Genomic DNA, 14,272 nt, shown 5'->3' on the forward strand with positions numbered 1-14,272 from the left:
GCGGCGCACGGCGACTCCGCTACGTCGGTCGCCGGTCGTGTCGGCAGCGCGGCATACACTCGATCTCGCTCCCAGACCTTCAGAGAGGCGCACGTGGCTGACTCGTTCGTACATCTTCACAATCACACCGAGTACTCGATGCTCGACGGTGCGGCCAAGGTCGGCGCCATGTTCGAGGAGGCCGCTCGTCTCGAAATGACCGCAGTCGGCATGACCGACCACGGAAACATGTACGGCGCCAGCCAGTTCTACAACGAGGCAAAGAGCGCCGGCATCAAGCCGATCATCGGCATCGAGGCCTACATCGCACCCGAGTCTCGCTTCAACACCAAGCGAGTTCTGTGGGGCGATCGCAGCCAGAAGTCCGACGACGTCTCCGGTAGCGGTGCGTACACCCACATGACGATGGTGGCCGAGAACGCGACCGGACTCCGCAACCTCTTCAAGCTGTCGTCGCTCGCGTCCATCGAGGGCCAGCTCGGTAAATGGCCACGGATGGACGAGGAGCTCATCGCCGCGCACGCCGAGGGCATCATCGCGACCACGGGTTGCCCGTCCGGTGAGATCCAGACCCGCCTTCGTCTCGGTCACGATCGCGAGGCTCTCGAAGCTGCCGCGAAGTGGCAGGAGATCTGGGGCCCGGACAACTTCTTCCTCGAACTGATGGATCACGGTCTCTCGATCGAGCGCCGTGTGCGAGAGGGTCTGCTCGACATCGGCAAGCAACTCGGTATTCCGCCACTTGCCACCAACGACTGCCATTACGTCACCAAGGACGCCGCCGAGAATCACGAGGCGCTGCTCTGCATTCAGACCGGCAAGACGCTCTCCGACCCCACTCGCTTCAAGTTCGACGGCGACGGCTACTACCTCAAGTCCGCTGCCGAGATGCGCGCCATCTGGGACAACGAGGTACCGGGGGCATGCGACAACACCGTTGCCATCGGCGAGCGTGTGCAGTCGTACGAGGACGTGTGGGCGTTCCACGACCGCATGCCGATCTTCCCGGTCCCGGAGGGACACACGCAGCAGACCTTCCTGCGCGCCGAGGTGATGCGCGGACTCGATCGCCGCTTCCCGAGCGGACCGCCGCAGGAGTACCTCGCCCGCGCCGACTACGAGATCGGCGTCATCAACGAAATGGGCTTCCCGGCCTACTTCCTCGTGGTCGGCGACCTGATCAACCACGCCAAGGACGTCGGGATCCGTGTCGGGCCCGGCCGTGGATCGGCTGCCGGTTCGTTGGTGGCCTACGCGATGGGTATCACCAACATCGACCCCATCCCGTACGGGTTGCTGTTCGAGCGATTCCTCAACCCCGAGCGTGTGTCCATGCCCGATATCGATATCGACTTCGATGATCGCCGTCGCGGCGAGATGGTTCGCTACGCGACGGACAAGTGGGGCAACGACAAGGTCGCCCAGGTCATCACCTTCGGCACCATCAAGACCAAGGCTGCCATCAAGGACTCGGCTCGCGTCCAGTTCGGCAAGCCGGGCTTTGCCATCGCCGATCAGATCACCAAGGCGCTCCCGCCGCCCATCATGGCCAAGGACATCTCGGTTTCCGGTATCACCGACCCGAAGCACGAGCGGTACAAGGAGGCAGTCGAGGTTCGAGCGCTCATCGACTCCAGCCCGGACGTCGCGAAGATCTACAAGACCGCGGTGGGTCTGGAAGGGCTGATCCGCAACGCCGGTGTGCACGCTTGCGCGGTCATCATGTCGTCCGAACCGCTCACCGACGCAATCCCGGTCTGGAAGCGCGCCCAGGACGGCGCCATCATCACCGGGTGGGACTACCCCTCGTGTGAAGCCATCGGTCTGCTCAAGATGGACTTCCTCGGTCTGCGAAACCTCACGGTTATCGGCGACACGCTCGAGAACATCAAAGCCAACCGCGGCATCGACCTCGACCTCGACACGTTGCCGATGGACGATGCGGCAACATACGAACTGCTCGCCCGCGGCGACACTCTCGGTGTGTTCCAGCTCGACGGCGGCGGTATGCGCGAGTTGCTGAAACTGATGCAGCCCACCGGATTCGGCGACATCGTCGCCGCATTGGCGCTGTATCGACCGGGACCGATGGGTGTGGACGCCCACATCTCGTACGCCAAGCGCAAGAACGCCTTGGAAGACGTCAAGCCGATTCACCCCGAGCTGGAGGAGCCGCTAGCGGAGATCCTCTCGGAGACATACGGCCTGATCATCTACCAGGAGCAGATCATGCAACTGGCGCAGAAGGTGGCCGGTTACACCCTGGGTCAGGCCGACTTGCTGCGTCGCGCCATGGGTAAGAAGAAGCTGTCCGAGCTGGAAAAGGCCTACGCCGGCTTCCGGCAGGGCATGTTGGACAACAACTTCAGCGAAGCCGCCATCAAGGCGCTGTGGGACACGGTCCTTCCCTTCGCCGGGTACGCGTTCAACAAGTCGCACTCCGCCGGCTACGGACTCGTGTCGTACTGGACTGCGTACCTCAAGGCGAACTACCCGGCCGAGTACATGGCGGGTCTGCTGACCTCCGTCGGTGACGACAAGGACAAGTCCGCGATCTACCTCGCCGACTGCCGCAAGTTGGGCATCACCGTTCTCCCACCGGACGTCAACGAGTCACGCGTCGACTTCGCGACCGTCGGCGACGACATCCGTTTCGGTATGGGGTCGGTGCGCAACGTCGGCGCCAACGTCGTCGCTTCGATCATCAAGGCGCGCACCGAGAAATCGAAGTTCACCGATTTCTCCGACTATCTCGGCAAGATCGACGCGATGGCTTGCAACAAGAAGGTCACCGAATCTCTCATCAAGGCCGGTGCTTTCGACTCGTTGGGTCACCCGCGCAAGGGCCTGATGTTGGTTCATGCCGACGCCATCGATTCCGTGATGAGCACCAAGAAGGCAGAGGCGATCGGACAGTTCGACCTCTTCGGCGGTGCCGAGGCGGACGAGTCGATCACCTCGGTGTTCGACGTCAAGATTCCCGAGGAGGAGTGGGACTCCAAGCATCGCCTGGCACTCGAACGAGAGATGCTGGGGCTGTACGTTTCCGGTCACCCGCTCAACGGTGTCGAGCACATTCTTCGCCAGCAGTCCGACACGTCCATCGCTGCGATACTCGAAGGCGGCGTTCAGGACGGTGCCCAGGTAACTCTCGGCGGCATCATTGCCTCGGTGGACCGCCGGGTCAACAAGAACGGTCTGACCTGGTGCATCGTGCAGCTCGAAGATCTCGTGGGTGGAATCGAGGTGCTGTTCTTCCCGCAGGCGTACGCCGTTTACGGGATGGACATCGCCGAGGATGCCATCGTGTTGGTCAAGGCTCGCGTTTCGATCCGAGACGATCGGATGTCGCTGATCGGCAACGACCTTGCGGTGCCTGATATTTCGGCGATCGGGGTCGCGCGTCCCCTGTCGGTCTCGCTGCCGCTTCGCCAATGCACCAAGGACAAGCTCAGTGCTCTCAAGCAGGTGCTGACCAGGCACCCCGGAACATCCGACGTTCACGTTCGGCTGATCGGTGGAACCGAAATCAGCTTGTGGAAGGTCGACGACGTCCTTCGGGTCGAACCGTCCTCGGCACTGATGGGCGACCTGAAGGCATTGCTCGGACCGAGTTGCCTGACGGTCTGACCGCCGAGCGGACCTGAACCGAACGAAGGGACCTTGCTGCTGATGCAGCAAGGTCCCTTCGTGGTTCGCGGGAGTTCGGGGGAGTGCGGTGATCAGGTGGTGCGTGAGTAGTGCACGCGCCGTACCCACCACGTGACTACAGCGGCCGTTGCGGCAGTCAGTACGGCCACCTGCATCGACTGCGTGACGGCACCGGCGACGACGAACAGCACGAACCCGACCACGAGAGCTTCGATCTTGTACAGCGGCCACCGAGTTCCGGCCAGATCGACGCAATAGTCGGGGGAGGGGCGTGATTCGCGAGTGGAGATATCTGCGGTGGTCATCTCGTCCCTTTCCGATACGGCTGTTCGAAGCTGTGGTTTCAGAGTAGCCAGAGATGAGAGTTCGGGCAAGCGAACTTTATTGATCGGCAGCTCACTTAATCGATCAACCAGGGGAGTGCGCGGGCGACAGGCCTGGTCGGCGTGGTTCGGTGGCCAAGGTGCTCGAGTGGGTGTTCACTGGTACACATGCCAATCACAGGTGAGTACGAACCCAGTCCAGCGTCGTGGGCCGCCGATCAGGTCGCACGCATCGAGAACTCCGGTGGCACCGAGGGAAACGACATGAACGGCATGCCCGTCGTCGTTCTCACGACCATCGGGGCAAAGTCCGGCAAGGTCAGGAAGACGCCGCTGATGCGGGTCGAGCACGACGGTTCGTATGCCGTTGTGGCTTCGCTCGGTGGCGCCCCGAAGAATCCGGTCTGGTACTACAACGTCAAAGCCGACCCGCACGTCACGCTGCGTGACGCGACGCAGGTCTTCGACCTGGTTGCTCGGGAAGTCACCGGCGACGAGAAGGCGGTCTGGTGGGAGCGCGCTGTCGCTGCGTACCCCGACTACGCCGATTATCAGACGAAGACCGATCGTGAGATTCCGGTGTTCGTGCTCGAACCCAAGTAACCCCGCATTCCACAAGAAGCGCTGCATCAATCACAAGTAAATCGTCACTCCCGGGGGTCGGCGATCCCGACTCCCGTGAGTGTGTCATGGAGGTCTGATGAGTCCGAAAACCGTTGCAGATCAATTGGTTCAGCAGCTCGTTGACGCGGGTGTCAGTCGGATCTACGGCATTGTCGGTGACAGTCTCAATCCCATCGTCGATGCGGTTCGTCGCACCGGTGGTTCCGAGAAGGGCGGAATCGATTGGATACACGTCCGGCATGAGGAAGCAGCCGCCTTTGCGGCCGCAGCGGATGCCCAGATCACCGGAAAACTCGCAGTGTGTGCCGGATCCTGCGGTCCCGGAAACCTTCACCTGATCAACGGCCTGTACGACGCTCATCGTTCGGGCGCGCCGGTCCTCGCGATCGCCTCGCACATCCCCAGCGCCCAGATCGGAATGGGTTACTTTCAGGAAACGCATCCCGAGCGGATCTTCATCGAATGTTCGAGTTACACCGAACTCGTCAGCACGGCAGTCCAATCACCACGCGTGGTGCAGTCGGCGATTCAGCATTCGGTGGCTCGAAACGGCGTCTCGGTGATCGTGCTTCCCGGGGACATCGCCGATTGTCCGGCAGAAGGCACCCCGCCGACACTCGTCGAAACTCGAAGGCCGACAGTCGTTCCGGATGCCGGTGACGTCAAGGCGTTGGCAGACGTGATCAACGGCGCACGCAAAGTTGCGATCTTCGCCGGCGCGGGCGTGCGAGATGCGCGCGCGGAGGTTCTGGCGTTGGCCGAAACCGTCGGCGCTCCCATCGGGCATTCACTGCGTGGCAAGGAATGGATCCAGTACGACAATCCATACGACGTCGGGATGACCGGATTGCTCGGTTACGGTGCGGCGCACGACGGTATCCACGGCGCCGATCTCCTGCTCCTGATCGGTACGGACTTTCCCTACGATCAGTTCTTGCCCGACGACGTTCGTACCGCTCAGATCGACATCGCGGCCGAGCGGTTGGGGCGTCGAACCAGCCTGGACCTGGCTGTGCACGGCGACGTCGCGAGCACCTTGAGCGCACTGATTCCGCAGCTCGATCGAAAGACCGACCGCGGGTTCCTGGAGGACACGCTCGCCAAGCACAACACTCTGATGACCAAAGTGGTTGGTGCATACACGGATCCGGTCAAGCAGCGCACGCCGATTCACCCCGAGTATGCGGCCTCGATCTTGGACGATCTGGCAGCCGACGACGCAATCTTCACCGCCGACACCGGGATGTGCAACGTGTGGACGGCGCGCTATCTCAATCCGAACGGATCGAGACGCTTCATCTCCTCGGCGCTGCACGGATCGATGTCCAATGCGCTCCCACATGCGATGGGTGCTGCATGGTCGAGTCCGGGGCGTCAGGTCATCTCGGTGTCGGGCGACGGTGGATTGTCGATGCTGCTCGGTGAGTTGGTCACCGTCGCGATGTACAAGTTGCCGGTCAAGATCGTGGTGTTCAACAACTCGACGCTCGGAATGGTCAAGCTCGAGATGCTGGTCGACGGCCTTCCGGATTTCGGGGTCGACGTGCCCGCGGTCGACTACGCGGCGGTTGCTGCTGCGCTCGGTATCTTCTCGCGCCGAATCGAGAATCCTGCGGACATCGAAGCGGGCCTACGCGCCGCGCTCGATCATGACGGTCCGGCCTTGGTGGATCTGGTGACCGATCCGTTGGCATTGTCGTTGCCGCCCACCATCACCGGTGGTCAGATGAAGGGCTTCGCTTTGGCGATGTCGAAGATGGTGATGAACGGCGGCGTCGGCGAGGCAGTACAGATGGCCAAGTCGAATCTGCGGAACGTGCCACGTCCCTCACAGTTGGATCCGCGCGGCTGACCTACCGCCACCCTGCCTCGCAGACCATGCGGGGCGGGGTGGTGGGAAGGTTGATCTCCGACGTGCGAAAATGGCGGGGTGTCTAACTCGCCCGATGTCGTAGTAACGAAGTCCACCGTCCCCGCGCTCGACGCGCAGGAGATCGACGCGGCCATCGAGCGAATTCAGCACGTCATTGCGGCGACGCCCCTGCAGTACAGCGATCGTCTTTCGGTGTTGACCGGGGCACACGTGTATCTCAAGCGTGAGGACCTCCAGGGCGTTCGTTCGTACAAGATTCGTGGCGCGTACAACCTGATCGCTCAGCTCAACGAGGCCGAACGCGGTGCCGGCGTAGTGACTGCCAGTGCCGGTAACCATGCGCAGGGTGTTGCTTTCGCGTGCCGAACGATGCAGATCAAGGGTCGGATCTACGTTCCGGCCAATACCCCCAAGCAGAAGCGTGATCGCATCCGCGCGCACGGTGGAGCGTTTGTCGAACTGTTCATGATCGGTGAGACCTATGACGCCGCCGCTGCTGCGGCCGCCGAGGACGTAGCCGAAACCGGCGCAACCATGGTTCCCCCGTTCGACGACGTGCGCACCGCTGCGGGGCAAGGAACCATCGCAGCGGAGATTCTCACGCAATTGGACGCCCCTCTCGACACGATCGTCGTGCCGGTCGGCGGCGGCGGTTGCATTGCGGGCATCGCCACCTACCTGCACGAACGGTCGCCCAAGACGTCGATCGTCGGGATCGAGCCGTCCGGTGCGGCGTCAATGACGGCCGCTCTTGTTGCCGGGGGCCCGGTGACTCTTCCCGACGTCGATCCATTTGTCGACGGCGCAGCGGTCAAGAGGATCGGCGATGTTCCCTACGAGGTCGTCTCACGTCTGGGTGCCGCCGTGGTGTCGCACGCGTCGTTGCCGCTCGTGGCTCGTCAACTTCAGACACGGTCCGGTTCGGGATCGTTTGTCGTCAATCAGATCGACGAGGGCGCTATCTGCACGGCGATGCTCGAGCTGTATCAGAGCGAGGGCATCATCGCCGAACCCGCGGGAGCGCTTTCCGTTGCGGCACTTCAGAATTTGACGTTCGAGCCGGGTTCGACCGTCGTGTGCCTGATCTCCGGTGGCAACAACGACGTCTCTCGTTACGGCGAAATCCTCGAGCGTTCGCTCGTTCACCTCGGGCTCAAGCACTACTTCCTGGTCGACTTTCCGCAGGAACCGGGAGCGCTCCGTCGCTTTCTCTCGGACGTGCTCGGGCCGGACGACGACATCGCGCTGTTCGAGTACGTCAAGCGAAACAATCGCGAGACGGGTGCCGCGTTGGTGGGTATCGAACTCGGTTCCGCCGACGGGTTGGCGGCGTTACTCGAGCGGATGGAGCGCGCGCCGATGCAGTCCGAGAGGCTCGAGCCGGGAAGCCCGGCGTACCGCTATCTGACGTAAGAGACGCCCCCGGTCAGGGCCGCAGTCGCTCGACCACCTGTCGATGCAATTCGGGATCCGGCTGGGGGAGCCCGAGCATCGCCGCCAAATACAGGCCGTCGCCGACGAGTCGGATGATCTCGGCCTGCACAGGGTCGGCGATCTCGGTCTGAAGGCCCTTGTCCCAGCTCCGCATCACATGTGTGACGGCTTTCTGGATTTCGTCGTGTTGTCCGTCGACTGTTCTCAGTGCCGCGATGATCGACCGGAAGAGTGAGAGTTCTTCGCTTTCGTTCGCATCGGGGATCTGCAGATAGAACTCGGTGACCGTCGTACCGCCTGCTACGGCGTCTTCGAGTTGCTGATCCGAGCGTTCTCCGAGTCTGCGGACCATCGCCGCGAGCAGTGCTTCCTTGCTGGGGAAGTGATAGAGAAGTCCGCCCTTGGAAACCCCGGCTTCGGCGGCAACGCCTTCGAGCGTGACTTGGGCGACGCCGCTGACCAGCAGCAGCTTCTCCAGTGCGTCGAGAATTCGATCGCGAGTGTCGGCAGCCATGTGATGTGACCCTACCCGGAAATAACTTTACCGCTCGGACGGTTCACTGTTACCGTAGACCTACTGTACCGGCTGGACGGTGCAGTGAAGTCTTTTCGAAAGAACTCAGAGAAAGTCGCAGGGGAGCAATGTCAGTGTCGGCAGATACGTCTGCAATCAATCCCGACGAGGTTCGGGCGACAAAGCGTGACTGGGCGGGCTTGATAGTCCTTGCCTTTGCTGTGTTGCTCATCGCAGTCGACGGCACGGTGCTCGATCTTGCGCTTCCGTTCATCAGCGCCGACCTCGAGCCGAGCAGCACGCAGTTGCTGTGGATCATCGACGTCTATTCGTTCGTGCTCGCCGGTCTGCTCATCACCATGGGTACGCTCGGCGACCGGATCGGTAGGCGAAAACTGCTCCTGATCGGCGCAGTCGGCTTCGGTCTCGCCTCGATCATCGCCGCTCTCGCTGTCAGTCCCGAGATGCTCATTGCCGCCCGCGTGCTGCAGGGTATTTCCGGTGCAACGCTGATGCCGGCCACCCTCGGTCTGATCCGCACGATCTTCGTCAATCCGCGTCAGCGCACCGAGGCGATCGGTGTCTGGGGCGCGATGGCCGGTGGCGGTACCGCGGCAGGCCCTTTGGTCGGTGGTTGGTTGCTCGAGCACTTCTGGTGGGGTTCGGTCTTCTTGATCAACATTCCGGTCATGATCGCGCTGGTTGTACTCGGCCCGATCCTGATCCCGGAGTCGAAGGACCCCAATCCGGGTCGATTCGACCTCATCAGCGCTGGTCTGTCGATGGCGACCATGTTGCCGCTGGTGTACGCGGTCAAGGAATCCGTGGTGCACGGCGTCAGCATCACGTTGCTGGTGATCGGCCTCGTTGGTCTCGCGGCGGGTTACGTGTTCGTGCGTCGTCAGCGGATGCTGAAGGATCCGATGTTGGATCTGAAGCTGTTTGCCAACGCGTCGTTCTCCACCGCCGTCATCACCAACCTGCTCTCGATCTTCGCGCTGGCAGGTGTCCTGTTCTTCGGCTCGCAGTACCTGCAGTTGGTGCTCGGTAACTCGGCGCTCGACGCCGGCCTGCTGATGCTCCCGGGTATGTTGCTCAGCGCATTCACCGCGGTTGCGGCGGCCTGGTTGATTCGCCGGTGGTCGGTGTCTCACGTGCTCAGCGCGGGCCTCGCGGTTGCCGGTATCGGTGCTGCGATGCTGCTCGCGCTCGGCGTCGACAGCGGCCCGTTGATGTTCGTGATCGGCTTCGGTCTGGCCGGTGCTGGTGTCGGTGTCGCGTTGACGTTGACATCGGATCTCGTGGTCAGCTCGGTGGAACCCGAACGCGCCGGCGCTGCGTCCGCTGTGTCGGAGACCGCGTACGAACTCGGCATCGCGCTCGGCGTGGCGATCCTGGGCAGCGTGGTGATGGCGATCTTCCGCAAGGGAATCGACACCTCGATGCTCGAAGCAGATCAGGCGCACGCTGCACAGGGCACACTCGGCGGTGCCCTGCAGGAAGCAACGTACCTACCTGGTGAACTCGGTTCGGTGCTTGCCGATTCCGCGAAGTCGGCGTTTGTCGACGGTATGCACGTTGCTGCCGGTGCAACAGCTTTGGTTCTGTTCGTCAGTGCCGCATTGGTGTTGAGGATGCTGCGGAGTACACCAGAGAACGCGAAGCGTTAATACCGGAATCTCGAGGGTTAGTCAGCTTTCGAGTACGACGAACGAGTGCCCCGGCACCACTGTTGCGGACGCGGTCTCGTCCTGTGTCGGCGGATCCCACCAGAGGATGGGGGTTCCGCCGGCCGGGACCGAGGCCGCGTCCGTTCCCAGATTGCACACGATCTGTAATGCGCCGCGGCGCAGGGTGATCCACTGGTCGTCCTCGTCGTAGTCGACGTGCAGGTGCCCCAGCCAAGGGTCGGTGATCTCGATTCGCTTCCTGCGCAGGGCAAGTAGATCGCGATAGCAGGCCAGGACGCGAGCGCGTGTCTCGTCGTCTCGCTCGTCCCAGTCCAGTTTCGATCGCAGAAATGTCTGTGGGTCTTGCGGATCCGGAATGTCGTCACTGTTCCAGCCGTGCGCCGCGAACTCCGCTTTGCGGCCTTTGGCAGTGGCCTCGCCGAGTTCCGGTTCCGGATGCGAGGTGAAGAACTGGAACGGCGTGGTCGCTCCCCATTCCTCGCCCATGAACAGCATCGGCGTGTACGGCGATAGCAGGACCAGCGCCGCCTTGATCGCCAATTGTCCTGGCGTCAGATAGGCGCTCGGGCGGTCCCCGATCGCGCGGTTGCCGATCTGATCGTGGGTGCACGTGTATGCGAGCAGGGCGCTGGCGGGCTGATGCGTGATGTCGATCGGCCGGCCGTGAACCCGTCCACGGAACGAGGAATACGTTCCGGCGTGGAAGAAACCGCGCCGCAATGTATTTGCAAGGGATTCCAAGGATCCGAAGTCGGCGTAATAACCCTGGCGTTCGCCGGACACGGCCGTGTGAATGGTGTGGTGGATGTCGTCGTCCCACTGCGCGTCCAAGCCGAACCCGCCGGCCGCTCGTGGCGTGATCAGAGTGGCGTCGTTGAGATCGCTTTCGGCGATCAACGTGAGCGGTCGACCCAGATGGGCCGACAGTGTTTCCGTTCGGACGGCGAGTTCCTCGAGGATGTGCGTTCCGGTGTGATCGACCAACGCGTGGACGGCGTCGAGGCGTAGACCGTCGATGTGGAAATCGCGCATCCATCGCAGGGCATTGCCGATGATGTACTCGCGAACCTCGCCCGACTGCGGACCGCCGATGTTGATCGTTCGGCCCCAGGTGTTCGCTCCATCGGCAATGTAGGGGCCGAACTTTTCGAGGTAGTTGCCCGACGGGCCCAGGTGGTTGTAGACCACGTCAAGAATCACGCCGAGTCCGCGTTCGTGGGCCGCATTCACCAAGCGTTGCAATCCGTCCGGGCCACCGTAGATCTCGTGGACCGTGTACCAGAGCACACCGTCGTAGCCCCAGTTGTGAGTTCCGTTGAAGCCGTTGACCGGCATGATTTCCACGAAGCCGACGCCGAGGTCTACCAGGTGATCGAGACGTTCGATCGCGGCGTCGAATGTTCCTTCGGGGGTGAACGTTCCGATGTGCAGTTCGTAGACCGATGATCCTGGGAGTTGTCGTCCGGTCCACTGAGAGTCGGTCCAGGACGCCTCGTCGAGTTGGTGCAGTTGGGAGCTGAGATGCACGCCTTCGGGCTGGCGTGGTGAACGTGGATCCGGGAGTGTTTCACCGTCGACGACAAAGCCGTAGCGAGCGCGGTTGTCGCAGTCGACCTCGGCGCGCCACCACCCGTCGTCGGTCCGGTCCATCTCGTGCGTGATGCCGTCGACTTCGACCCGGACCGATTCCGGTGTTGGCGCCCAGACCTCGAATGTATGCACACGATCAGCATGCCTTGTTCGGCCGGATGTGGCAGCCCGGCGGGCTGGTTCCGTCGTCAAGGACTGTTTCTATCCGCAGGTGTTGCCGGACGGTGCAGACAGCGTGATCAGTTTCGGAGCGGGGGCGCTGCAGCATCCGCCCTCGGCTTTCCCTGTGTCGGTTTCTGCTGTGTCAGGTTCGTCGAAAATACCTGCGCCGCCGCAGACTCCGGTCTCCGGAAGGATCAACTCGACGCGGGCCGCTGCTTCGTGATCGCCGGCGAGCTCGGCTGCGATGCTGCGAACCTGCTCGTAGCCGGTCATCGCCAGGAAGGTGGGTGCTCGGCCGTAGCTTTTCATTCCAGCCAAGTACACCCCCGGCTCCGGATGGCGAAGCTCCTTCGCGCCATGCGGGTAAACGGTGCCGCACGAGTGGACGTTCGAATCGATCAGCGGAGCAAGCTCGACCGGTGCTTGTAAGACCGGGTCGAGGCCGAGTCGAATTTCCGAGAGCCAGGACAGATCGGGGCGGAAGCCGGTCAGCGTTATGACGTTGTCCACGTTCTCGATGCGATCACCCGCATCGGAGGCAAGTATGAGTTGTCCCGAAGGGGTAGTTGTCACCTCTGCGGTGCGGAAGCCGGTGACGACGCTCAACAGGCCATCCTCGACGGCCTTCTTTGCGCGCAATCCCAGGGCGCCGCGCGCGGGCAGTTCGTCAGCGTCGCCGCCTCCGAATGCAGAGCCGATGTTTCCTCGGCGGACCGCCCAGGTGATGCGGGTGCTCGGAGCGTGCTCCGCCAACCCTGACAGCGCAACGATCGCCGTCAGCGCGGAGTGGCCACTACCTGCGATGACGGTGTGCGTTCCGGCGAACTGTGCCCGCACTGCCGGATCGTCGAGATCCGGAACCCGGTACCGGATCGCAGTACCCACAGCGCCTTCGCCGAGTGCAGGAAGACCTTCACCACCGAGCGGGTTGGGGGTGCCCCAGGTGCCGGACGCATCCACAATGGCCTGGGCGAACATCCGATCCTCGGTTCCGTCACGGCGCCGCAGGTGAATCGAGAGGGGTTCGCTGTCGCGTCCGGCGTCGACGACCAGGTCACGTCCGCGTCGAGCGACGCCGATCACCTCGGTGTCGAACTGGACCAGGTCGGCGAGGGCCGAGGCGAGTGGTTCGAGGTAGAGCTCGCACCATTGCCGGCCGGTCGGATAGGTCTGCCCGTCGGGTGAGCTCCATCCATTCTGGTCGAGGAGTCGCCGCGCGGCGGGGGAGACGAGTTCGGACCACCGGGAGAACAGTCGAACGTGATTCCACTCGGAGATCGCAGCACCGGCTGTGGTTCCGCGCTCGAATACAAGGGGTGTGAGTCCGCGCTCGCGCAGTTCTGCTGCGGCTGCCAGGCCGATCGGGCCGGCCCCGATCACGACAACGGGTAGGGGGTTCATTTTCGTGCCTTTCATCGACGATTATCGATCTACGGAGAACTGTATCGACGATCATCAATGTAGGCAAGCATCGACAGCTGTCGATATAGTGGAGAGATGACTTCGCTGCAGACTCCGACGGTGCGAGTCGGCGATTCGGACCCGGATCAGATCCGTTCTTCCGTCCTCGCGCAGGGCGATGCCGATACCTACGCGCAGTGGTTCGCCTGCCTTGCCGAGCCGATGCGCGTCCGATTGCTTCACCGGGTAGCGAGCGCGGTCGGTGGTATTACCGTCGGAGCGCTCGCCGAGGCGTTGGGGATCGGGCAACCGACGGTGTCGCACCACCTGCGCAAGCTCGCCGATGTGGGTTTTGTGACCATGCGTAAGGAAGGGACGAGCACGGTCGTCGCGATGAGTCCGACGTGTTGCGTTGCCTTGCCGCAGGCGGCGGATTTGGTGATGGGAGTCCTTGCTCCGCGTCCGTGCTGCCCGAGTGATCTGCCCGACGATGTCTCTGTCCGGGCCATGATCGACGACGACTGGGATGCGGTTCGCCGTATTTACGGCGAGGGTATCGACACTCGAAATGCCACCTTTGCCGCTGAGGTCCCCTCGCGTGAGCATCTCCACGAACGGTGGCTGCCGCAGCATCGATGGGTGGCGACTATCGGGGGTGTTGTTGTCGGATGGGCTGCGTTGAGTCCGGTTTCCGAGCGTGACTGCTACCGCGGGGTTGCCGAGAACTCCGTGTACGTTGCGGACGGCATGCGTGGTCGTGGCGTCGGAAAGGCGTTGTTGCGCAAGCAAGTCATGGCCGCCGACGCCGACGGACTCTGGACTCTGCAGACGTCGATGTTCCCGGAGAACCGTGCCTCCATCTCGCTCCATCATTCGGCCGGGTTTCGAACGGTCGGCCTTCGCGAGAAGATCGCCGAACTCGACGGCGTGTGGCGCGACACTGTTCTGCTCGAGCGTCGAACGGCGATCGCCGAGGGATGAGTCCGGGATCCGGCTGACCGGATGCCCG

10 protein-coding genes are annotated in these 14,272 nt (G+C 62.7%); 6 read left to right on the forward strand and 4 right to left on the reverse strand.

The window, feature by feature from the left end; all coding sequences use genetic code 11:
• The first annotated feature begins 93 nt into the window (after nucleotides 1-93).
• On the forward strand, nucleotides 94-3,630 hold the full coding sequence (gene dnaE / locus RhoBH5_RS15800; protein WP_007733155.1) for a DNA polymerase III subunit alpha: 3,537 nt from the start codon (nucleotides 94-96) through the stop codon (nucleotides 3,628-3,630).
• Between the two features lie 92 nt (nucleotides 3,631-3,722).
• On the opposite strand, the gene RhoBH5_RS15805 is transcribed toward dnaE, so the two are convergent.
• Entirely contained in the window at nucleotides 3,723-3,956 is a 234-nt protein-coding gene (locus tag RhoBH5_RS15805) for a hypothetical protein (RefSeq protein ID WP_003941759.1), read from the reverse strand.
• A 186-nt stretch (nucleotides 3,957-4,142) separates the two neighbouring features.
• Between RhoBH5_RS15805 and RhoBH5_RS15810 the strand changes: the two genes are divergently transcribed.
• The 3 genes from RhoBH5_RS15810 (at nucleotide 4,143) to ilvA (ending at nucleotide 7,884) form a co-directional block, all read left to right on the forward strand.
• On the forward strand, nucleotides 4,143-4,577 hold the full coding sequence (locus RhoBH5_RS15810) for a nitroreductase family deazaflavin-dependent oxidoreductase (protein ID WP_003941666.1): 435 nt from the start codon (nucleotides 4,143-4,145) through the stop codon (nucleotides 4,575-4,577).
• 97 nt (nucleotides 4,578-4,674) lie between these two features.
• Entirely contained in the window at nucleotides 4,675-6,450 is a 1,776-nt protein-coding gene (locus tag RhoBH5_RS15815; protein WP_042452851.1) for a pyruvate dehydrogenase, read from the forward strand.
• A 78-nt stretch (nucleotides 6,451-6,528) separates the two neighbouring features.
• Nucleotides 6,529-7,884 carry a threonine ammonia-lyase IlvA gene (ilvA, locus tag RhoBH5_RS15820; protein WP_270008499.1) on the forward strand — a complete coding sequence of 452 codons (1,356 nt, stop codon included), beginning with the start codon at nucleotides 6,529-6,531 and terminating at the stop codon, nucleotides 7,882-7,884.
• Nucleotides 7,885-7,897: 13 nt separating this feature from the next.
• Here the strand turns inward: ilvA and RhoBH5_RS15825 are convergent, their stop codons facing one another.
• Nucleotides 7,898-8,419, reverse strand: a complete 522-nt coding sequence (locus tag RhoBH5_RS15825; protein WP_007733148.1) for a TetR/AcrR family transcriptional regulator — start codon at nucleotides 8,417-8,419, stop codon at nucleotides 7,898-7,900.
• Nucleotides 8,420-8,547: 128 nt separating this feature from the next.
• Here RhoBH5_RS15825 and RhoBH5_RS15830 point away from each other — a divergent pair, with 128 nt between their 5' ends.
• Nucleotides 8,548-10,089 carry an MFS transporter gene (locus RhoBH5_RS15830; protein WP_042452853.1) on the forward strand — a complete coding sequence of 514 codons (1,542 nt, stop codon included), beginning with the start codon at nucleotides 8,548-8,550 and terminating at the stop codon, nucleotides 10,087-10,089.
• A 21-nt stretch (nucleotides 10,090-10,110) separates the two neighbouring features.
• Here RhoBH5_RS15830 and treZ read toward each other — a convergent pair whose 3' ends face one another.
• Nucleotides 10,111-11,832, reverse strand: a complete 1,722-nt coding sequence (gene treZ, locus RhoBH5_RS15835) for a malto-oligosyltrehalose trehalohydrolase (protein WP_208690521.1) — start codon at nucleotides 11,830-11,832, stop codon at nucleotides 10,111-10,113.
• A gap of 69 nt (nucleotides 11,833-11,901) precedes the next feature.
• Nucleotides 11,902-13,263, reverse strand: a complete 1,362-nt coding sequence (locus RhoBH5_RS15840) for an NAD(P)-binding domain-containing protein (RefSeq protein ID WP_270008500.1) — start codon at nucleotides 13,261-13,263, stop codon at nucleotides 11,902-11,904.
• Nucleotides 13,264-13,359: 96 nt separating this feature from the next.
• Between RhoBH5_RS15840 and RhoBH5_RS15845 the strand changes: the two genes are divergently transcribed.
• Nucleotides 13,360-14,244 (forward strand): helix-turn-helix domain-containing GNAT family N-acetyltransferase, encoded by an 885-nt coding sequence (locus tag RhoBH5_RS15845; protein WP_208690523.1) that lies wholly within the window; start codon nucleotides 13,360-13,362, stop codon nucleotides 14,242-14,244.
• Nucleotides 14,245-14,272 lie beyond the last annotated feature (28 nt).

This window comes from Rhodococcus sp. BH5, from assembly GCF_027583855.1.
GTDB classification, from domain to species: Bacteria; Actinomycetota; Actinomycetes; order Mycobacteriales; family Mycobacteriaceae; genus Rhodococcus_F; species Rhodococcus_F qingshengii.

Bases quoted from the DNA above. Each gene is read 5' to 3' on its own strand.
- RhoBH5_RS15830 (WP_042452853.1), top strand. From the start codon at position 8,548: ATGTCAGTGTCGGCAGATACGTCTGCAATCAATCCCGACGAGGTTCGG.
- RhoBH5_RS15810 (WP_003941666.1), top strand. From the start codon at position 4,143: ATGCCAATCACAGGTGAGTACGAACCCAGTCCAGCGTCGTGGGCCGCC.
- RhoBH5_RS15840 (WP_270008500.1), bottom strand. From the start codon at position 13,263: ATGAACCCCCTACCCGTTGTCGTGATCGGGGCCGGCCCGATCGGCCTG.
- RhoBH5_RS15825 (WP_007733148.1), bottom strand. From the start codon at position 8,419: ATGGCTGCCGACACTCGCGATCGAATTCTCGACGCACTGGAGAAGCTG.
- RhoBH5_RS15845 (WP_208690523.1), top strand. From the start codon at position 13,360: ATGACTTCGCTGCAGACTCCGACGGTGCGAGTCGGCGATTCGGACCCG.
- RhoBH5_RS15815 (WP_042452851.1), top strand. From the start codon at position 4,675: ATGAGTCCGAAAACCGTTGCAGATCAATTGGTTCAGCAGCTCGTTGAC.
- RhoBH5_RS15805 (WP_003941759.1), bottom strand. From the start codon at position 3,956: ATGACCACCGCAGATATCTCCACTCGCGAATCACGCCCCTCCCCCGAC.